We start from the raw sequence: 19,952 nt of genomic DNA on the forward strand, positions 1-19,952 counted from the left end.
GTGTGAAGACGATCACGTCGGGATGCGGAAGTGTCCCAAGCTAAATACCCTTTTCTTAGGCTTTGCTAAGTCTTTACTATTAGTCTTGCCCTCACTTTCCGGGCGACTGTCGGGGACAACGTCGTTCCCACAGCTGCTTTCGATGCCTGGAGAACATGTTCGACCGACCGGACCGGCCCACCGGCCTGGTGAAGGAGAAATATGTCCACCGACACCGATACGACGCCTAGATCGGACTCCCCGCCGGGGACACCCTGGTCCGACAGGTTTTCGTCGATCACCCGTCACGATCTGCCTGCTTCGATCGTTGTGTTCCTCGTCGCCCTGCCGCTGTCGCTGGGCATCGCCATCGCCTCCGGCGCCCCCATCGCCGCCGGTCTGATCGCCGCCGCGGTGGGCGGTATCGTCGTCGGCATTCTCGGTGGGTCTCCGCTGCAGGTCAGTGGTCCGGCCGCGGGTCTGACCGTGGTGGTGGCCGAGACCATCAACCAATTCGGTTGGAAGACGACCTGTTTCATCACCGTCGGCGCGGGCCTGCTGCAGATCGTGTTCGGGTTGAGCCGGATCGCGCGTGCCGCGCTGGCGATCGCGCCGGTGGTGGTGCACGCCATGCTCGCCGGTATCGGTGTGACCATCGCGCTGCAGCAGGTGCACGTGCTGCTGGGCGGCTCGTCGTTCAGTTCGGCGTTCGAGAACCTCACCGAGCTGCCCGGTCAGCTGCTGAACCTGCACGGCGACGACTTCATCATCGGCCTGATCGTGATCGGCATCATCGTCGCGTGGCGCTGGGTGCCCGCGAAGGTGAAGGTGATCCCGGGGCCGCTGGTGGCGGTGCTGGTGGGCACCGTGCTGTCGCTGGTGCTGCCGGGCAATCCGGAGCGCATCAAGATCGACGGCTCGATCTTCGACGCGATCGGCCTGCCGGGCATGCCCTCGGGCGAGTGGGGCGGGATCGCGCTGGCGGTGCTGACCATCGCCTTGATCGCCAGCGTGGAGAGCCTGCTGTCGGCGGTGGCGGTGGACAAGCTGCACACCGGCGCGCGCACCAACTTCGACCGTGAGCTGATGGCCCAGGGCGCGGCCAACGCGACCTCGGGCATGCTCGGCGGTCTGCCGGTCACCGGCGTCATCGTGCGCAGCTCGACCAACGTGGCGGCCGGGGCGAAGTCCAAGGCGTCGGCGTTCCTGCACGGCATCTGGATCCTGGTGTTCTCCATCGCGTTGGTCGGCGTGGTGCAGCAGATCCCGAAGTCGGCGCTGGCGGGCCTGCTCATCGTGGTCGGTATCCAGCTGGTGAAGTTGGCGCACATCCGGCTCGCGCACCGCACCGGCGACCTCGCGGTCTACGCGGTGACCATGGCGTGCGTGGTGTTCCTGAACCTGCTCGAGGGCGTGCTGATCGGCCTGGCGTTGGCCTTCGCGCTGCTGCTGTGGCGCGTGGTGCGGGTATCGGTGCAGGCCGCCCCGGTGGCGGGCACCGACCGCTGGATCGTCAGCATCGACGGCACCTGCACGTTCCTGGCGCTGCCCAAGCTCACCAAGGAACTCGCGAAGGTGCCCACCGGCACCGACGTGCTGGTCGAGCTGACCGTCGACTTCCTCGACCACGCCGCCTACGAGGCCATCCACGACTGGGCGCGCCAGCACGAATCCACCGGCGGCAACGTCGAATTCGTGGAGATCGGCACCGCGCGGATGGAGCACGCGACGGCCGGCCCGCCCAAGCGGGGCCGGGCGCGCGGCATGCTCGACGAGGTGCTCGGCCCGTGGCGCGAGCGCAGCGAGAACCCCGTCGGCGACGGCGTGGCCGCCTACCACCGCAGTCACGCCCACGTGGTGCGGCCGCACCTGGACGAACTGCGCGACAAGCAGGATCCGCATTCGCTGTTCCTCACCTGCGCGGATTCGCGGATCGTGCCGAACGTGATCACCAACAGCGGCCCCGGCGACCTGTTCACCGTCCGCAATGTCGGCAACCTGGTGCCCGCCGACGGGTCGGATACCTCGGCCGAAGCGGCGCTGACGTTCGCGGTCGACAACCTGAAGGTCCGCAATGTCGTCGTGTGCGGGCACTCGTCCTGCGGCGCCATGAAGGCCGTGCTCTCGGGCGCCTCGGCCGGACCCGGCCTCGATAACTGGCTCGCCCAGGCCCGCCCCAGCCTCGACGCCTACACCGCCGGGCATCCGGTCCGCGCGGCCGCCGCGGCCGCGGGTTACGACGACGCCGCACAGCTCGCCATGGTCAACGTCGCCGTGCAGCTGGAGACGCTGCAGGGCCATCCGGTCGTGCGCGCGGCGATCGCCGAACGCGGCCTGACGGTGTCGGGCCTGTTCTTCGACATCGCCACCGCGTGCGTGCTCGAGGTGACCGCCGACGGCATCAGCGAGATCACCGACCAGGTCGTCGCCCCCGCCCCGGCCTGAACGCCGGGCTCGGTACCTGACACCCCCGCCCCGGCCCGCTTGATCAGCGAGCCGGGGCGGGGGTACGCATCTGTCGCAGTGCGCCGCTGACCTTTACGCCCACAACGCCTCGATCGCTGTGTCGATCGCGGCATCGGCGAACTCGCCTATCGTACGGTGCATGTCACGGCCGGGCCGTGGACGTGGGCGGATGGGAGAAATGCCCGTAGTCTGGGCGGGGTGGTTACGGACTCCAATCGGTTGCGGGCGCTGCGGGCCTCCGTCGCGGAGCGGCCGACGCTGAATCTCGCCTATCGGATCGCGGTGGGCGTGGTCGGTGTCGCGGTGCTGGTGGTGGGGATCCTGGCGATCCCGTATCCGGGGCCCGGGTGGCTGGTCGTGTTCGCGGGGCTGGGCATTCTGGCGACGGAGTTCGTGTGGGCGCACCGCACCCTGCATTGGACGCGCGGGCGGTACCGGCGGGTGATGGACTGGTACACCGCACAGGGTGTCGTGGTCAAGGTGCTGGGGGCGCTGCTCACCGCGGTCGTGGTGATCGCGACGCTATGGCTGCTGGGCACCTTCGGTCTGGTCGGCGGCTGGTTCGGCCTCGACTGGGGATGGCTGCGCAGCCCGCTGTCCTGATCATGGGCGGGCGTGGCTGCGAAGTTCGGATGGCCGACGGTCCTAGGCTTTGCGGGCGCGCCAGGGTGGTAGTCGCAGGCATTCGGCGAGTCGGCCGGGATCGGAGTCGGAGGGACATGGTTGCGGAGTCGGCGGTGTCGCGGGGCGCCGTGGTGCCGGGCACGATGCTGACGCGGCCGCAGTGGCTGGCCGAGCGCATCGCGGATATGGGCATCTCGTGGGGGACCGGCAACTCGCGGGTGGCGGGCACGCTGTGGTGGTGCATGGCCGCCTCGTCGCTGGTGGATCCGATCGCCACCGCCTACGCCCAGGGCCGCCCCGCGTATCTCCCCGAACTCGACCACCTGCTGTGCGAGATCCGCCCGGACGGTGGAGTCGAGCGCGTGGCGCCCGTGCACCCGGAGTCTTCCGCGGCGGAGGACAGTGTCGGCCAAGCCCTGCGAAAGACGTTGGGGCGCATCATCCCGGGCGTCGCCGAGGTCTCCGGTGCGGGCGTCGCCTCGCTGTGGGCGGTGGTGGCCGACGCGATCGGCAACCGGGCCATCGACGCCGGTGATCCGGAGGCCGGCGCGCGGCTGGCCCGCGAGGTGGCGGGACGGCTGCCGGTCCCGCGCTTCGCCGATATCGGCGGGCGGACCTTCGTCCGGCGCATCTCGTGCTGCCTGGTGTTCGAGGTCCCGGGCTGCGAGATGTGCACCAGCTGCCCCAAACGTCCCGCGGCGCAGCGGCACACGATGCTGAGCGAGTTGGCCGCGCGACGTTGACCGATCTCGCGGCGCGACAGGCCGGTCCATCGGCGCGCGCTCGGCATGCTCCCGATAGCATGGTCGCGCTGGGCGCTTTTGCGTGTCCGGCCTGGACTTCCAGGAGTTCCAGCGGCGGGGAGCCGCCCCGCACCCCGAAGCCGCGGGCACCCGCCCGCCCCGAATACCAAGGAGAGCGCAGCCGTGACCACCTCAGCCCGCACCACCCCAGCCGCCCTCGTTCGGGTGCCGGCCGGGACGACGGCGGGCGCCGCGGTGCGCGAGGCGGGCCTGCCGAGCAAGGGACCCGACGCGATCATCGTCGTCCGGGACGCCGAGGGGAACCTGAAGGATCTGGCCTGGGTTCCCGAGGCGGACGCCGAGGTCGAGCCCGTCGCCGCCGACACCGAGGACGGCCGCAGCGTGATCCGGCATTCCGCCGCGCACGTGCTGGCGCAGGCGGTGCAGCAGGAGTTCCCGGAGGCCAGGCTGGGCATCGGCCCGCCGGTCAAGGACGGTTTCTACTACGACTTCCAGGTGGACCGCCCCTTCACCCCCGAGGATCTGGCCAAGCTGGAATCGCGGATGAAGAAGATCGTCAAAGGCGCGCAGCGGTTTTCGCGCCGGGTGGTGGAGGTCGAGGAGGCCCGCGTCGAACTGGCGAAAGAGCCGTTCAAGCTGGAACTGATCGGCGACAAGTCGGGTATCGACGACCCGGAAATCATGGAAGTCGGCGGCAGTGATACCGCACCGAACGAGCTGACCATCTACGACAATCTGGACCCGCGCAGCGGCGAGAAGGTGTGGGGCGACCTGTGCCGCGGCCCGCACATCCCGACCACCAAGTACATTCCGGCGTTCAAGTTGACCCGCAGTTCGGCCGCCTACTGGCGCGGCGACCAGAACCGCGAGGACCTGCAGCGCATCTACGGCACCGCGTGGGAGTCGCAGGAGGCGCAGGACGAGTACCTGCACCTGCTGGCGGAGGCCGAGAAGCGCGACCACCGCAAGCTGGGACTGGAGCTGGACCTGTTCTCCTTCCCGGACGAGCTGGGCTCGGGCCTGCCGGTGTTCCACCCCAAGGGCGGCATCATCCGCAAGGAGCTGGAGGACTACTCGCGCCAGCGGCACGTCGACGCGGGCTACGAGTTCGTCAACACCCCGCACCTGACCAAGGCCCACCTGTTCGAGGTGTCCAAGCACCTGGACTGGTACGCAGACGGCATGTTCCCGCCCATGCACCTGGACGCGGAGTACAACGAGGACGGCACGGTCCGCAAACCCGGCCAGGACTACTACGTCAAGCCGATGAACTGCCCGATGCACAACCTGATCTTCCGGTCACGCGGGCGGTCCTACCGGGAACTGCCGCTGCGGATGTTCGAATTCGGCTCGGTGTACCGGTACGAGAAGTCGGGCGTCATCCACGGCCTGACCCGGGTGCGCGGCATGACCCAGGACGATTCGCACATCTACTGCACCCAGGAGCAGGTGGTCGAGGAGCTCACCAGCATCCTCCGCTTCGTGCTCGACCTGCTGAAGGACTACGGCCTCGACGACTTCTACCTCGAGCTGTCCACCAAGGACCCGAAGAAGTACGTCGGGTCCGACGAGCTGTGGGAGGAGGCCACCGCCACCCTGGCCGAGGTCGCCGAGACCTCGGGCCTGCAACTCGTGCCGGACCCGGGCGGCGCCGCCTTCTACGGCCCGAAGATCTCGGTGCAGACCCGCGACGCGCTGGGCCGCAACTGGCAGATGTCGACCATTCAGCTGGACTTCTTCGAGCCCGAACTGTTCGAGCTGGAGTACACCGCCTCCGATGGCACCAAGAAGCGCCCGGTGATGATCCACCGCGCCCTGTTCGGCTCGATCGAGCGGTTCTTCGGCGTGCTCACCGAGCACTACGCGGGCGCGTTCCCGGCGTGGCTGTCGCCGGTGCAGGTGGTCGGCATCCCGGTCGCGGACAATTTCGCACCGCACCTGGACGAGGTGGTGGCTCGGTTGCACGCGGCCGGGGTGCGCGCCGAGGTCGATCGCAGCGACGACCGGATGCAGAAGAAGATCTTCAACCACACCGGCCAGAAGGTGCCGTTCATGCTGCTCGCCGGTGAGCGCGATGTGGAGGCGGGCGCGGTGAGCTTCCGGTTCCGCGACGGCACCAAGGTCAACGGCGTACCCGTCGCCGATGCGGTCGCCACCATCGTGGACTGGATTCGGCGCCGCGAGAACGCCTCACCCACCGCGGACGGATTTCGGATCCGGACCGGTGGGGAATGAGAGAGCGGACCGTGGACGAGGCAGTGACACCGCAGGACCAGATCATGGATACCGGCGCGGGTGACCCGGACCGCCTGCAGCGGCTGTGGACGCCTTATCGGATGTCCTACATCACCGGCGCGGTCGCGGATCGGGATGCGCGAAAAGCGGACGAGCCGAAGAAATCCGGGCATCCGTTCACCGAGATCCCGAAGATGACCGACGAGGACGGACTGGTCGTCGCGCGGGGCGAATGGGTGTACGCGGTGCTCAACCTGTACCCGTACAACCCCGGCCACATGATGGTGGTGCCGTACCGCCGGGTGGCCGACCTCGAGGACCTCACCGCCGAGGAGAGCGCCGAACTGATGGCGTTCACCCAGCGGGCGATCCGGGTGATGAAGCAGGTGTCGCGGCCCGAGGGATTCAATGTCGGGCTGAATCTCGGCGGGGTGGCGGGCGGTTCGCTCGCCGACCACCTGCATCAGCACATCGTGCCGCGCTGGGGCGGGGACGCGAACTTCATCACCGTCGTCGGCGGGGTGAAGGTGATGCCGCAACTGTTACGGGAGACCAGGGCCCTGCTGGCTACAGCCTGGAAGGAGGCGTAGATGAGCTACTCTTGCGCAGCCCTGCTCTTCGGAGCCTCCCGGGTGCGGGTGTCCCGCATGGCACGGAAGGACATCGGGTAGCGTGCTGAGCTTCTTCGGTCGTGAGACATTCGCCAAAGCGACTGCGCCCCTGGGCAAGGCACTGGTGAGTACCGGGCTCACGCCCGATGCGGTGACGCTGATCGGCACCACGGCCTCGATCGCGGCGGCGGTGATGCTGTTCCCGACCGGACACCTGTTCTGGGGCACGATGGTGATCTGGCTGTTCGTCATGTTCGACATGTTGGACGGGGCGATGGCCCGCGCCCGCGGCGGCGGCACGAAATACGGTGCGGTCCTCGACGCCACCTGCGACCGGGTGGCCGACGGCGCCGTCTTCGGCGGGCTGGCCTGGTGGGCGGTCTACCACGCGCAGAGCAAGCACCTGTTCGTCGCGACGCTGGTGGTGCTGGTGACCTCGCAGGTGATCTCCTACGCCAAGGCGCGCGCGGAGGCCAGCGGTCTGTCGGCAGACGGCGGCCTCATCGAGCGGCCGGACCGGCTGGTGATCGTGCTGGTCGGCGCGGGATTCACCGGGATCGGCGGGTACTGGGGCATCGAATGGCTCAGCTACGCCGTGTATTTGGCGATGTATGTGCTGGCCGTGCTCAGTGTGGTGACGGTGGTCCAGCGGGTGCTGGCGGTGCGCAATTCGACGGGAGCCCGCGACGTGATCGCGATGCCAGGCAAGGCCCGCGAGGCGGGCCAGTGACCGGCCCCCGTCATCCAGGCATGCCCGGCTCCCGTCATTCCGGCATGCCCTGCTCCCGTCGTTCCGGTGTGCCTGGTTCCCGTCGTTCCGGTGTGCCTGGTTCCCGTCGTTCCGGCGTGACTGGTTCCCGTCATTCCGGCATGCTCTTGGCCGGAATCCACCTGGGCCGGTACAGCTCTCGTGATGGGGATCCTAAGGGCGCACTACATGACTGATCTGAAATCCGCGCTGACCGACAAGGCGTACGCGGCAGGATGGCGGCTGGTCCGGGCGCTGCCCGAGCGTACGGCCCGCCGACTGTTCGACGCCGGAGGCGACTGGGCGGGGCGGCGGGCCAACCGCGCCGTGCACCGCGACGATGTGCCGAATCAGTTGCGCCGCAACCTGGCCCGGGTTGTCGGCGTCGAGCCGATGGACGTGCCCGACGACCTGATCCGCGACAGCATGCGGTCCTATGCCCGCTACTGGCGCGAGGCGTTCCGGCTGCCGACCATGGACCACGCGGCGGTGGTGCGGTCGCCGCTCATGCCGCCACCGCTCGGCGTCGAGAATTTGGAACAGGCGCTGGCGGAGGGCCGCGGGGCGGTGCTGGTGCTGCCGCATTCGGGCAACTGGGATATGGCCGGGGTGTGGCTGGTCCAGCACCACGGCGGACTCACGACGGTGGCCGAGCGACTGCGGCCGGAGTCGCTGTTCGAGCGGTTCGTCGCCTACCGCGAAAGCCTGGGCTTCGAGGTGTTCCCGCTCACCGGAGGCGAACAGCCACCGTTCCCGCAATTGGCGGATCGCCTGCGGCACAACAAGGTCGTCTGCCTGATGGGGGAGCGCGATCTCACCGGCCGCGGCGTGCCGGTGACGTTCTTCGGCGAACGCACCTGGCTGCCCGCGGGCGCCGCGAAACTGGCGATCGAGACCGGCGCCGCGCTGCTGCCGGTGCATACCTGGTACACCACCGACGCCGACGGCCGGGAGGGCTGGGGCATGAAGGTCGGTGCGGCGGTGGACGTTTCGGGTGGCATCGCGACGGCAACCCAGACGGTAGCGGACCGGTTCGCGGAGAATATCGCCGCGCATCCCGCCGATTGGCATATGCTGCAGCCGCTGTGGGAGACCGATCTCTCCGATGCTCGCCGGTCCAGGATCGCCGCGGCGCAGGCGGCGCGGGCGGACAACGCGGTCGCGGGAGACGATGCGGTATGAGGATCGGCATGGTCTGCCCGTACTCGTTCGACGTGCCGGGCGGCGTGCAGTCCCACGTCGTGGAGTTGGCGGAGGTGCTGATCGAGCGCGGGCACAAGGTGAGCGTGCTGGCGCCGTCGTCCGAGGAGACCGAGCTTCCCGACTTCGTGGTCTCGGCCGGTAAGGCCGTGGCGATCCCGTACAACGGATCGGTGGCCCGCCTGTCGTTCGGGCCGACCGCCTACAACCGGATCCGCCGCTGGATCGCCGACAACGACTTCGACGTGCTGCATATTCACGAGCCGAACGCGCCGAGCCTGTCGATGCTGGCGCTGAAGATCGCCGAGGGCCCGATCGTGGCGACCTTCCACACCTCGACCACGAAATCGTTGGTGCTCAGCACCTTTCAGGGCGTACTGCGGCCCTATCACGAGAAGATCAGCGGCCGCATCGCGGTCTCGGAGCTGGCGCGGCGCTGGCAGGTCGAGGCGCTGGGCGGCGACGCGGTCGAGATCCCGAACGGCGTGGACGTCCCTGCCTTCGCGCGCGCGCCGCTGCTCGACGGCTACCCGCGCCCCGGCGGCACGGTGCTGTTCCTGGGCCGCTACGACGAGCCGCGCAAGGGCATGGCGGTGCTGCTGGGCGCGCTGCCCGAGCTGGCGCGCAGGCATCCGGACGTGCAAATCCTGATTGTCGGGCGCGGCGACGAGGAGCGGCTGCGCCGCGAGGCGGGCGCGCTCGCCGGGCGCCTGCGGTTCCTCGGGCAGGTGTCGGACGCGGAGAAGGCCTCGGCGATGCGCAGCGCGGATGTCTACTGCGCGCCCAATATCGGCGGCGAGAGCTTCGGCATCGTGCTGGTGGAGGCGATGGCGGCCGGAACCGCCGTCGTGGCCAGCGAATTGGACGCGTTTCGCCGGGTACTGCGCGACGGCAGCGCGGGAGTCCTGGTCCCGGTGGGTGATTCGGCGCGCACCGCGGCGGCGATCGACGAGCTGCTCAGCGACGCGGCGCGCCGTGCGGATCTGGTCCGCGCCGCGAATCAGGTTGTGGGCGAATACGACTGGCCCGTGGTAGCCGAGCAGATTCTGCGGGTGTACGAAACGGTGACGGTCGGCGATATACGGGTGCGGACCGCGGGATGAGCGAGCGGGCACACGGCGCGGCCGCTCGCGCTCGGAGGAGGAGCGGCACAGCATGATCACCTTCTCCGCGACCACGATCCTCGTTCTCGCGCTGGTCGCGGCCCTCATCGTCACCGCCGGAGTCTGGGCGTACTCGACGGCGAACCGGCTCGACCGCCTGCACGTGCGCAGTGACCAGGCCCGTCACGCCCTGGAGGCGGCGCTGGCCCGGCGCGCCGTGGTGGCACGCGCCGTGGCGTTGTCGCTGACCAACGTCGGCTCCGACGCGGTCGTCGAGCAGGCGCGACGGCTGGCCGCCCTGGCGGATCGCGCCGAGCGTGCGGACTGGGCGGACCGCGAGACCGCCGAGAACCAGCTCGCCGCGGCGCTGTCCACGATCGATATCTCCCTGCTGCCGCCGCAGCTGGTGGCCGAACTGGCCGACGCCGAGGCGCGGGTGCTGATCGCCCGCCGCTTCCACAACGACGCCGTGCGCGACACCCTCGCCCTGCGCACCCGGCGGCTGGTGCGGCTGCTACACCTGGGCGGAACCGCACCGCTGCCGACGTATTTCGAGATCACCGAGCGGGTGACGGCCGCGGCGACCACCGGGCTCGAGGTGGATTCGGTGCGGACCTCGGCGCGGGTGGTGCTGCTCGACGAGCAGGATCGAGTGCTGCTCATGCGGGGCCACGACCCCAGGACCCCCGATCTGCCGTTCTGGTTCACCGTCGGCGGGGGCATGGAACCCGGGGAAACGTTGCGCACCACCGCGGTTCGCGAGGTCTGGGAGGAGACCGGGCGCGCGCTGGACTCCACCGCGCTGCGCGGCCCGATCTGGCGGCGGGTGGCGGTCTTCCCGTTCGACGGTGAACTGGTCCGCTCGGAGGAGCTGTTCTTCGTCGCCCGCACAACGGGTTTCGAGCCCAAGGCGACCAACCCCACTGTGTGGGAGCGGCGCTGCGTCACCGACAACCGGTGGTGCACGGCCGAGGAGATCGCCCGGCTCGACGGCATGGGTGAGACGGTCTACCCGTATCACCTCGACCAGTTGCTGCCGGAGGCGGTGGTCGTCGCGGGCGGCGACGATGAGCCCGAGGTGCGGTCGATCCGCTGACCGGGCTACCCGACCCGATGGCGGCGTCTGCGGCCCGGGTGGCCGTGGTCGGTGGCGGTGCGTTCGAGGGTCAGCGCGAGCATCGCCAGACCGGCATCGCGGATGAGCGTGTCCAGGTCGGCGACCAGTGCGCCGACGGCCTCGGCCTCCGTCGCGGTCCCGTCGGGCCGGTCGAACACCGCGCGCATCGTGTGCAGCCGCAGGCCGACGTCGAAGAGATGGCGCACGAGGCGGTCGCTGGAATCGACGAAGTCGCCGGTATCGGCCGCGGCCGGGAGCACGGGTTCGAGGAAGGGATGCGGAGGCAGCGTCATGTCGACCGCATCGACACTCGAACCGGCAGGTCGGGTGGGTAACAGGACATCTTTCATGTCCGTCTCCTGGTTCCGGGGTCGAACGCGATCCCCAGTCGCGGTTCGGTGATCGGTGCGCCGCTGTACACAAGGACCTGACACATAGATTACGTTCGTATCCGGTGGTCGCTAGAGTCGTTGGTCCCTGACGGCGGAGTCGGTACGGGGCGCCCCGCGTCGTACTTTCCGGTACGTGCCGATTTCCCCTCGCCACGGCTGCTCGAACGTGGAAGTATCGGTGACACAACGGGTTCGATGACCACGGAGTGGGACTGTGGAGGGCACGCACGGATCACGGGAACTGTCGACCGCGCAGTCGTTGCGGTTGCTGGCATCCGTGCGCTTCGGGCGCGTGGTGTTCTCCCGCTACGCACTCCCCACCATCCGACCGGTGAACCACTTCATGGACGACGACACGATCGTCATCCATGCCAACCCCGGTATCGGCCTGACCACCGATCGGCAGGTCGTCGCCTACGAGGCCGACACGATCGACCACGACACCCTGCTCGGCTGGTGCGTCATCGTCACCGGCACCGCCGAGGAGGTCGACGATCCGGCCGAGATCGCGCGCTGCCGGGAACTGCTTCCGGCCACCCTCCCCGGTTCCCGCGACCGGATCATCCGCATCTACCCCGAGATCGTCACCGGCGTGGAATACCTGGAACCCACTGCGTCGGTAGGCAATCGGGATCAGCTCCGCCGACCGCCGGTGTGAGAACCGCGAGGAGGTAATGCGCGTTATCGCTCGTCCAACCAGTCCAGGATGAGCCTCGCGACCTCGGTGGGGCGGTCGAGCTGCATGAAATGCCCAGCACCGCTGATGATCTCGACCCGCGAACCGGGGGCGAGCGCGGCCGGGGCGTCGGCGAAGGCCGAGGGCGGTAGGCAGCCGTCGTCGGCGCCGCTGAGCACCAGGAGCGGAACGGACGCGGGCGTCTCGGTGGTGGCGGCCAGCGCGGCCAGCCGCGGATCGTGCAGGGACGTATCGAAATTGGCCCGGTAGACCCGCAGTGCGTTGGCGATGCCCGCCGGATCGCCGTACAGCGCGTGCACGCGCTCGCGGTGGGCGCCCGGATCCAGGCCCGGCGACCAGGTCTACCAGAGGTAGTCGACGAGATCGCGATTCGCGGCGAGCACCGACTCCGCGGCGCCGTGCACCTGGAACAGCCCACCGGCACCGTCGAGCGCGCGACCGGTCAGATCGGCTTCGTGATCGGCGGGTTGTTCGCGACGATCGGGGAGTCGCCCGCGGCGACCTAGGGGCGTCCGCGAGCGCGGGTGGTCAGTCCTGTCCCTCGACCGACGAGGTCACGGGCGTGCCGAGTTCGATGGTCCGGCTGACCGTGCACAGCTTGTCGTGCGAGGTGCGGACGGCGCGCGGCAGGATCTTGCGGGCGTTGTCGCCGCCCGCGCCCTCGGGAAACGCGACCCGGAAACGGACCTCGAGGTCGGTCATATGCGTGCCCAACTCGTCGCTGATCTTGTCGCCGCTGACGGAGACGGTGAATTCGACCGGCTCCGCATGCCGCGCGGTCGCGATATCGACATCGATCGCGGTGCAGCCGCCGAGCGCCGCGAGCAGCAGTTCGACCGGGGTGAAGTCGGCATCGTCCCCGGATCCGAAGACGATCTGCCCGCCGCGCGGGTTGGTGGCGGCGAATCGCCCGGGAGCGGTCCGCTCGATTCGTACCGATCGCAGGCTGTCGTCAGTCATGGCCACGACTCTAGGTGACCGCCCTGTGCGACCCGCCATGATCGGATATGGTCGGAACCGGTTCGCCGTCGGCGCATTGCGGCGAACCGAGCTGTGGAGGTGAAGTTCCGAATGCCGATGTCCTACCTGCTCTACGACTTCCTGCTGCCCCACCTGGGGCAGGAGGCCGCGACCTACTGGGCGCAGCTGCTCGTCATCAATCCGATCTAGCGGCGTCGTAGCGGCGAGATAGCCAGAACCCCTGGTCACGACGGGTGAGATCGGGTCATCAGTCCAGTCCTCTCCGACTGGCTATGAAGTGGCCTGATCCACCCGCCTAGAATTGTGGCGTTCGTTTCCGAACGGGTCCCAATCCCCGATGATCAGGAGTTTGCCGTGGCTACGCCCGAAACCACCCCGACGACCGGCACCGCCCGCGTGAAGCGCGGCATGGCCGAGATGCTCAAGGGCGGTGTGATCATGGACGTCGTCACCGCGGAGCAGGCCAAGATCGCCGAGGACGCGGGCGCGGTGGCCGTCATGGCGCTGGAGCGAGTCCCCGCCGATATTCGCGCGCAGGGCGGCGTGGCGCGCATGAGCGACCCGGACCTGATCGACGGCATCGTGAACGCGGTCTCCATTCCCGTGATGGCCAAGGCGCGGATCGGCCACTTCGTGGAGGCGCAGGTCCTGCAGAGCCTCGGTGTCGACTACATCGACGAGTCGGAGGTGCTGACCCCCGCCGACTACGAGCACCACATCGACAAGTGGCAGTTCACCGTGCCGTTCGTCTGCGGCGCCACCAATCTGGGGGAGGCGCTGCGCCGCCTCACCGAGGGCGCGGCGATGATCCGCTCCAAGGGCGAGGCCGGTACCGGCGACGTCTCGAACGCCACCACCCACATGCGCAAGATCCGCCAGCAGATCCGCCGCCTGCGGTCGCTGCCGGAGGACGAGCTGTACGTGGCCGCCAAGGAGCTGCAGGCGCCGTACGAACTGGTCCGCGAGGTCGCCGAGACCGGCAAACTGCCGGTCGTGTTGTTCACCGCGGGCGGCATCGCCACGCCGGCCGACGCCGCGATGATGATGCAGCTGGGCGCCGAGGGCGTTTTCGTCGGCTCGGGCATCTTCAAGTCCGGCAACCCGGCCCAGCGCGCGGCCGCGATCGTCAAGGCCACCACCTTCTACGACGATCCGGACGTGCTGGCGAAGGTGTCGCGCGGCCTGGGCGAGGCCATGGTCGGCATCAACGTCGACGACATCCCGGAGCCGCACCGACTCGCCGAGCGCGGCTGGTAGACGCCGCGAACTCCCGACGCCCCTCCGGTCCGCCGGAGGGGCGTCGGTGTGTTTCGGGTGAGCGGATCGTGGCCGCGCGTGGGTCGTTGGTCCCTGGCGTCTCGGGACTTGTGTCACCGCGCGGCCCGGTGTCGGTGCGTTTCCGGGTCTCGGTGCGATTGTCTGGTAGGGGGAAGATTCTCGGAAGGGGTGGCGACGTCATGCTCACTGTCGGATTGCCTCGGCGCAGAGGGTATGACGGGCGCGGGCTCGCGGTGGGCGTCGCCGCCGCGGCTTGCCTGCTCCTACTACCCGGTTGTGGAGACGGAGGTGCAGGAGGCGGCACTTCCGGCTCCGGCCCGGGGACGGGTCACAATTCGAGCGGAGGGCCGATCACGGGGGCTCCGGATTCCGGCGGCGGCGCTCCCGGTTCCGGTGGCGGCGGTCCGGGTTCGGGTGGTGGCCCTCCGGGTTCCGGTGGCGGGGCGCCTGGAAATCCCGCGGGCTCGGGTATCGGTGGTGGGGCGCCGGGGAATCCCGGTGGCAACTCGGGTGAGGTCACCGCGCGCGGACTGCCCGTCGACCTGGGCACCTACGACTTCAACCCGGGGACGACCCTGGCGGCGTACGTCAGGTATCGGATTCTGTCGGCCGCCGCGCCCGGGTGCCGGGCGTACGGGCTGCCCGAAGATTGTGTGCAAGTGGACCTGGTCAACGCGGATGGTCTCGTGGACGAACTGCCGCCCTGTCCGGAGATCCCGCCGCAGGGTTCCGAACAGTTCCCGAACAACACGGAGCTGCTGGCGAGCTACGGGGTGAGCGGCATCGACCGGCCGTTGCAGTCGGGAGGCGAGGGCGCGGGTACCGCGATGGCGGGTCGCCAGCCGCCCGACATCGTGAAGGTGTACTGGACGCGCTGCGTGGCGGGTGAGACGACCACGACGACGATCGCACCCACCGCGACCACCGAGGCCTCGAAACCGTCGGCCGTCTCGACGATTACGCCGGAGGTGCTGCGACCGTCGGCCACCGTCGATCGCCACACCGCAGCTCCGGCCACGGAGAACGCCGGTGGCTGAGACAGAGTCCGCCGGCAAGGCCGAAGACCGGGCGGGACCGTTCGCGGGGCTGGCGGTGGTAGCCCCGATCATCGGCCAATTCGTCGCTCCGGCAACACTTCTGGCCGGTCTGCTGTTCTACTGGGGCTTCTTCCACGCCCGGGGGTTCTGCAAGTACTTCGGGGTGGATTCCTCCGTCCTCGGTCTCAGCACCACCGACTACGTGATGCGCAGCGCCGACGGGCTTTTCGTACCACTGGCGCTGTGCGGTGCGACGGCCCTCGGGTTGTTGTGGCTGTGGGCGGTGCTGCCGAGCCGGATCCGCGGGGCCGCCTGGCCACGGTGGCTGCTCGCGGTCCTCACCGTCGTCGGCTTTCTGCTGATGCTCAACGGACTGTCCAGGCCGCAGTTCGAGACGCCGCTGAACCGGTCCCTCGGAGTCGCGCCGATCTGCCTGATCGTCGGCGTACTACTGCTGTGGGCGGTGGTGCTCAACCGCCGGAAACAGAACAACGACGACGCGGAGGACTCCTCCGCCCGCACCAGCACACCCCTCGAATGGGGCCTCATCCTGCTGCTGGTGGGCGGCGCGTTCTTCTGGGGCGCAACGGATTACTCGATGGCGGTGGGCCGCGGCCGGGCCGACGACATAGCGCGGCTGACGCTGCGCACCGATCCCGGGATCACCATCTACAGCGAGAAGAACCTCGCGCTCGGCGTCCGCGGCGTCACCACCGCCCGCTGCACCGAACCCGAAGCGGCCTACCGCTTCCGATACGACGGACTGGTCCTGATCATGACCACGACCGACAACCTGGTCCTCCTCCCGCGCACCTGGACCCCGCGCGACGGCGCGGCAATAGTTCTGCCCCGCAACGGCCCCGGCGCCACCCGCTACGAATACGCCTGGCAGCGTGGACCGGCGCCCACCTGTTGAGCCACCCACCACCTGTCATCCCCGGCGCGCATTGGCTGGGGTCCCTTGCATGCAGGTGGATTCCGACCGACAGCCTGCCGGAAATGATGGAGTGTGGGCGGCGGCCGGTACTCATCGCAGGCAGGTTGGGCCGAACAATGCTTTGAGTTCGCCCATGAGGGCGGGGGAGGGCTGGACGCGGAAGCGGGGGTCGATGGCCAGGAGTTGAGGGCCGTACTTGCCCACCAAGCGGATTCGCACCTCGGTGGGCCCCGGGTGCTGCTGCAGGGTTTCGCGCAGGGTGCGGACAGTGCCGGGCGTACACGCCGGTACCGGGACGGTGACCGTGATCGGTCCCCGCGATCCCGCGAGGTCCGGCACGGTGACCTGGTCGCCCAGCAGGGACGTGCGGCCCTCGCGGACGCTGACGTGCGCGGTGACCAGCACCACCGCGTCCTCGGCGAGCGCGGCGGCCGCGGCGGCGTAGGCGGCGGGGAAGAACAGCACCTCCGCAGCCGCCTCCAGGTCCTCGAGCCGCACGATGGCCCAGGGCTCCCCCCTCTTCGTGATCCGGCGGTCGACCGAGACGACGAGTCCGCCCACGACCACCTTGCGGCCGTGCCCGAGCCCGCCCGCGGCGAGCGTGGCGATCGAGGTGTCGCACCGGGCGGCCAGCGCGGGAGCCACGTCGTCGAGGGGATGCCCGGATACATACAGCCCCAGCATTTCCCGCTCGAATCCGAGCAGCTGCCGCACATCCCATTCCTGGTCCGGCACCGGAACCTCGAAAACCGCCGCGGCCTCGCGATATTCGTCCGCGGCGCCGGAGAACAGGTCGAACTGCCCACGCGCCGCGGCCTTCTTGGTACTCATCGCCGCGTCCACGGCCTCGCTGTGCACCAGGTGCAACCCCTTGCGCGGATGCCGTAGCGAGTCGAATCCACCCGCCTTGACCAGGGATTCGACCACTTTCTTGCCGCAGGCGGTGGCGTCGACCCTGGCCAGATAATCGGAGAAGCTCGCGAACCGGGCCGATTCGCGCGCCCGCACAATGGATTCGACGACCGGTTCGCCCACATTGCGCACGGCGCCCAGCCCGAAACGGATATCGGATCCGACACAGGTGAAGGTGGCCGCGGAGTCGTTGACGTCCGGCGGCAGCACCCGGATACCGCGTTTGCGGCAGTCCGCCAGGTAGATCGCCGACTTGTCCTTGTCGTCGCCGACCGAGGTGAGCAGCGCCGCCATGAATTCGGCGGGATGGTTGGCCTTGAGATACGCGGTCCAGTACATGACCAGGCTGTACCCGGCGGCGTGCGATTTGTTGTAGGCGTATCCGGCGAACGGCAGCACCGCCTCCCACAGCGCGGTGATCGCCGCCTCGCCGTATCCCTTGTCGCGCATGCCCTTCCGGAAGTTCTCGAACTCCCGCGCCAGCACCTCCGGCTTCTTCTTGCCCATCGCGCGGCGCAGCAGATCCGCCTGCCCCAGCGAGTATCCGGCCACCTGCTGCGCGATCTGCATGATCTGCTCTTGATAGACGATCAGGGCGTAGGTCTCGGACAGGATGTCGCGCAGCGCGTCGTCGAGTTCGGGATGGATCGGGGTGACCGACTCCCGGCCGTTCTTGCGGTCGGCGTAGGACCAGTGCGCGCCGACACCCATCGGCCCGGGCCGATAGAGCGCGTTGGAGGCGATCAGGTCGTTGAACTCGGTGGGCGCCATGCGCAGCAGCAACTCCCGCATTCCGGCCGAATCCATTTGGAACACACCGAGATTGTCCCCGCGCGCGAGCATGGCGTAGGTCTTCTCGTCGTCGAGTGCGAGAGTGTCCAGGTCGATGTCGAGTCCGCGGTTGGCGCGAATGTTGGCCAGGCAGTCGCCGATCACCGTGAGCGTGCGCAGCCCCAGGAAGTCCATCTTGAGCAGGCCGATGGCCTCGCACGAGGGATAGTCCCAGCCGGTGATGACCGCACCGTCCTGCGGTCGCCGCCACAGCGGAACCACGTCCAGGAGCGGTTCGCTGGACAGGATCACGGCGCAGGCGTGCACGCCGGCGCCGCGCACCATGCCCTCCAAACCCACTGCGGTGTCGTAGATTCGGCGCACATCGGGGTCCGACTCCAGCAGCGCGCGCACCTCGGCGGCCTCGCCGTAGCGCTCGTGGGCGGGATCGGTGATGCCCGCGACGGGGATGTCCTTGGCGGCCACGGCGGGTGGCAGCGCCTTGGTGATGCGGTCGGCGATCGCGAATCCGGGCTGGCCGAAATGCACTCGGGCCGCGTCCTTGAGCGCGGCCTTGGTCTTGATGGTGCCGAACGTGATGACCTGCGCGACCTTGTCCGCACCCCAGCGCTCGGTGGCGTAGCGGATCATCTCGCCGCGGCGTCGGTCGTCGAAATCGATATCGATATCGGGCGCCGACGGCCGCTCGGGGTTGAGGAACCGCTCGAACAGCAGGCCGTGCTCGATCGGGTCGATATTGGTGATCGCCAGCGCGTAGGCGACCAGGGAGCCGGCCGCCGATCCGCGGCCCGGCCCGACCCGGATGCCGACCTCGCGGGCGTGCGCCACCAGGTCGCCGACGACCAGGAAGTAGGCGGGAAATCCCTTGTCCCGGATGATACCCAGCTCGAACCGCGCCCGACGCAGATAGTCGTCGGGAACGCCGGACGGGAAGCGCCAGCGCAGGCCCGCGTCCACCTCGCGCCGCAACCAGCTGTCCTCGGTGTGGTCGCCCGGGACCGGGAACACCGGCATGCGGTCGCGGAACTCCCACACCTCGTCGTACGGTTCGACGCGCTCGGCGACGGCGAGGGTGGCGTCGCAGGCGCCGGGGACCTCGCCGTCCCACAACGCGCGCATCTCGGCGGCCGACTTCAGGTAGTAGCCGTCGCCGTCGAAGCGGAACCGGGCCGGGTCCGACAGGGTCTTGCCGGTCTGCACGCACAGCATGGCCTCGTGCGCCGCCGCCTGCGCCCGCACGACGTAGTGGCAGTCGTTGGTGGCCAGCGGCGTCAGGCCGACCTTGTCGGCGACGGCCAGCAGGTCCTCCCGGACGTGCCGCTCGATGGACAGCCCGTGGTCCATGACCTCGAGGTAGAAGTTCTCCGCGCCGAAGATGTCGCGCCACCGTCCCGCCGCCTCGTACGCCGCGTCGAATTGCCCCAGCCGCAAACGGGTTTGGACCTCCCCGGACGGGCATCCGGTGGTGGCGATGACGCCCTCGGCGTGTTCGGCGATCAGCTCGGCGTCCATGCGCGGCCACTTGCCGAGCTGTCCCTCGAACGACGCCAGCGACGACAGCCGGAACAGGTTCCGCAGCCCGGCGGCGTTTCTCGCGAACATGGTCATGTGCAGGTAGGCGCCGGAACCCGCGACGTCGTCGGACTTCTGTGACGGATCTCCCCACCGCACCCGCCGGGTGGAGAACCGGGACTCCGGCGCGACATAGGCCTCGATCCCGATGATCGGCTTGATCCCGGCCCGCCGCGACTGCCGGAAGAACTCCGCCGCGCCGTACATGTTGCCGTGGTCGGACATCCCGACAGCGGGCATGCCCAGGCGTTCGGCCTCGGCGAACAGCGGCGCCATCTTCGCCATGCCGTCGAGCATCGAGAACTCGGTGTGGTTGTGCAGATGGACGAAGGACGCGTCGCTCATCGAATCACCCTGTGCCGTGGATCGGGGCCGCGGCCGCCTCCCGGTTGTGCGAAAGGCGGTGTCGACCATGTCGTTTCGCAGTGATATGACCAGGTGACAGCGGAGTGAGTCGAACAAAAGACACGCTAGTGTGAACAACCTGCAGTTGTGTAAAGAGGTGGT

The 19,952-nt window shown here is 69.0% G+C and carries 18 protein-coding genes; 14 read left to right on the forward strand and 4 right to left on the reverse strand.

Features of this window, described 5'->3' with window-relative positions; genetic code table 11:
* The first annotated feature begins 201 nt into the window (after nucleotides 1–201).
* From ACYVLQ_RS02945 to ACYVLQ_RS02985, 9 genes are all read left to right on the forward strand, one after another.
* The gene (locus ACYVLQ_RS02945) at nucleotides 202–2,424 is read left to right on the forward strand and encodes a SulP family inorganic anion transporter (RefSeq protein WP_460695800.1); all 2,223 of its coding nucleotides are present in this window, start codon (nucleotides 202–204) and stop codon (nucleotides 2,422–2,424) included.
* 219 nt (nucleotides 2,425–2,643) lie between these two features.
* The gene (locus tag ACYVLQ_RS02950) at nucleotides 2,644–3,048 is read left to right on the forward strand and encodes a TIGR02611 family protein (RefSeq protein ID WP_460695801.1); all 405 of its coding nucleotides are present in this window, start codon (nucleotides 2,644–2,646) and stop codon (nucleotides 3,046–3,048) included.
* 116 nt (nucleotides 3,049–3,164) lie between these two features.
* Nucleotides 3,165–3,812, forward strand: coding sequence for a (2Fe-2S)-binding protein (locus ACYVLQ_RS02955; RefSeq protein ID WP_460695802.1), 648 nt, complete (start codon nucleotides 3,165–3,167; stop codon nucleotides 3,810–3,812).
* Between the two features lie 183 nt (nucleotides 3,813–3,995).
* Nucleotides 3,996–6,068: a threonine--tRNA ligase gene (thrS, locus tag ACYVLQ_RS02960; RefSeq protein ID WP_460695803.1), complete on the forward strand. Its 2,073-nt coding sequence runs from the start codon at nucleotides 3,996–3,998 to the stop codon at nucleotides 6,066–6,068.
* Complete coding sequence (locus ACYVLQ_RS02965) at nucleotides 6,065–6,658, forward strand: ATP adenylyltransferase (protein WP_460695804.1); 594 nt, start codon at nucleotides 6,065–6,067, stop codon at nucleotides 6,656–6,658. The genes thrS and ACYVLQ_RS02965 overlap by 4 nt, the downstream gene beginning before the upstream one ends.
* 82 nt (nucleotides 6,659–6,740) lie before the next feature.
* Complete coding sequence (gene pgsA / locus ACYVLQ_RS02970; protein WP_460695805.1) at nucleotides 6,741–7,409, forward strand: phosphatidylinositol phosphate synthase; 669 nt, start codon at nucleotides 6,741–6,743, stop codon at nucleotides 7,407–7,409.
* A gap of 207 nt (nucleotides 7,410–7,616) precedes the next feature.
* The gene (locus ACYVLQ_RS02975; RefSeq protein WP_460695806.1) at nucleotides 7,617–8,609 is read left to right on the forward strand and encodes a phosphatidylinositol mannoside acyltransferase; all 993 of its coding nucleotides are present in this window, start codon (nucleotides 7,617–7,619) and stop codon (nucleotides 8,607–8,609) included.
* Nucleotides 8,606–9,730 carry a glycosyltransferase family 4 protein gene (locus ACYVLQ_RS02980; protein WP_460695807.1) on the forward strand — a complete coding sequence of 375 codons (1,125 nt, stop codon included), beginning with the start codon at nucleotides 8,606–8,608 and terminating at the stop codon, nucleotides 9,728–9,730. Before ACYVLQ_RS02975 ends, ACYVLQ_RS02980 begins: the two co-directional genes overlap by 4 nt.
* A 55-nt stretch (nucleotides 9,731–9,785) precedes the next feature.
* On the forward strand, nucleotides 9,786–10,826 hold the full coding sequence (locus ACYVLQ_RS02985) for an NUDIX hydrolase (protein ID WP_460695872.1): 1,041 nt from the start codon (nucleotides 9,786–9,788) through the stop codon (nucleotides 10,824–10,826).
* A gap of 5 nt (nucleotides 10,827–10,831) precedes the next feature.
* Here the strand turns inward: ACYVLQ_RS02985 and ACYVLQ_RS02990 are convergent, their stop codons facing one another.
* The gene (locus ACYVLQ_RS02990) at nucleotides 10,832–11,197 is read right to left on the reverse strand and encodes a hypothetical protein (protein WP_460695808.1); all 366 of its coding nucleotides are present in this window, start codon (nucleotides 11,195–11,197) and stop codon (nucleotides 10,832–10,834) included.
* 256 nt (nucleotides 11,198–11,453) lie between these two features.
* Here ACYVLQ_RS02990 and ACYVLQ_RS02995 point away from each other — a divergent pair, with 256 nt between their 5' ends.
* On the forward strand, nucleotides 11,454–11,897 hold the full coding sequence (locus ACYVLQ_RS02995; RefSeq protein ID WP_460695809.1) for a pyridoxamine 5'-phosphate oxidase family protein: 444 nt from the start codon (nucleotides 11,454–11,456) through the stop codon (nucleotides 11,895–11,897).
* Between the two features lie 23 nt (nucleotides 11,898–11,920).
* On the opposite strand, the gene ACYVLQ_RS03000 is transcribed toward ACYVLQ_RS02995, so the two are convergent.
* A complete protein-coding gene (locus tag ACYVLQ_RS03000; RefSeq protein WP_460695810.1) occupies nucleotides 11,921–12,235 on the reverse strand; it encodes an alpha/beta fold hydrolase in 315 nt (104 codons plus the stop codon).
* On the opposite strand from ACYVLQ_RS03000, the gene ACYVLQ_RS03005 reads away from it, so the two are divergent.
* Complete coding sequence (locus ACYVLQ_RS03005; protein ID WP_460695811.1) at nucleotides 12,230–12,442, forward strand: hypothetical protein; 213 nt, start codon at nucleotides 12,230–12,232, stop codon at nucleotides 12,440–12,442. The genes ACYVLQ_RS03000 and ACYVLQ_RS03005 overlap by 6 nt on opposite strands.
* Before the next feature lie 22 nt (nucleotides 12,443–12,464).
* Here ACYVLQ_RS03005 and ACYVLQ_RS03010 read toward each other — a convergent pair whose 3' ends face one another.
* Nucleotides 12,465–12,896: an OsmC family protein gene (locus ACYVLQ_RS03010; protein ID WP_460695812.1), complete on the reverse strand. Its 432-nt coding sequence runs from the start codon at nucleotides 12,894–12,896 to the stop codon at nucleotides 12,465–12,467.
* 375 nt (nucleotides 12,897–13,271) lie between these two features.
* Here ACYVLQ_RS03010 and pdxS point away from each other — a divergent pair, with 375 nt between their 5' ends.
* The 3 genes from pdxS to ACYVLQ_RS03025 all read left to right on the forward strand — a co-directional run bounded on the left by pdxS (nucleotide 13,272) and on the right by ACYVLQ_RS03025 (nucleotide 16,148).
* Nucleotides 13,272–14,174: a pyridoxal 5'-phosphate synthase lyase subunit PdxS gene (gene pdxS, locus ACYVLQ_RS03015; RefSeq protein ID WP_460695813.1), complete on the forward strand. Its 903-nt coding sequence runs from the start codon at nucleotides 13,272–13,274 to the stop codon at nucleotides 14,172–14,174.
* Nucleotides 14,175–14,854: 680 nt separating this feature from the next.
* Nucleotides 14,855–15,232, forward strand: coding sequence for a hypothetical protein (locus ACYVLQ_RS03020; protein WP_460695814.1), 378 nt, complete (start codon nucleotides 14,855–14,857; stop codon nucleotides 15,230–15,232).
* Entirely contained in the window at nucleotides 15,225–16,148 is a 924-nt protein-coding gene (locus ACYVLQ_RS03025; protein ID WP_460695815.1) for a cytochrome c oxidase subunit II, read from the forward strand. Before ACYVLQ_RS03020 ends, ACYVLQ_RS03025 begins: the two co-directional genes overlap by 8 nt.
* Nucleotides 16,149–16,259: 111 nt before the next feature.
* Here the strand turns inward: ACYVLQ_RS03025 and dnaE are convergent, their stop codons facing one another.
* Nucleotides 16,260–19,790 carry a DNA polymerase III subunit alpha gene (gene dnaE, locus ACYVLQ_RS03030; RefSeq protein WP_460695816.1) on the reverse strand — a complete coding sequence of 1,177 codons (3,531 nt, stop codon included), beginning with the start codon at nucleotides 19,788–19,790 and terminating at the stop codon, nucleotides 16,260–16,262.
* Nucleotides 19,791–19,952: the final 162 nt, after the last annotated feature.

The organism is Nocardia thraciensis, from assembly GCF_054782435.1.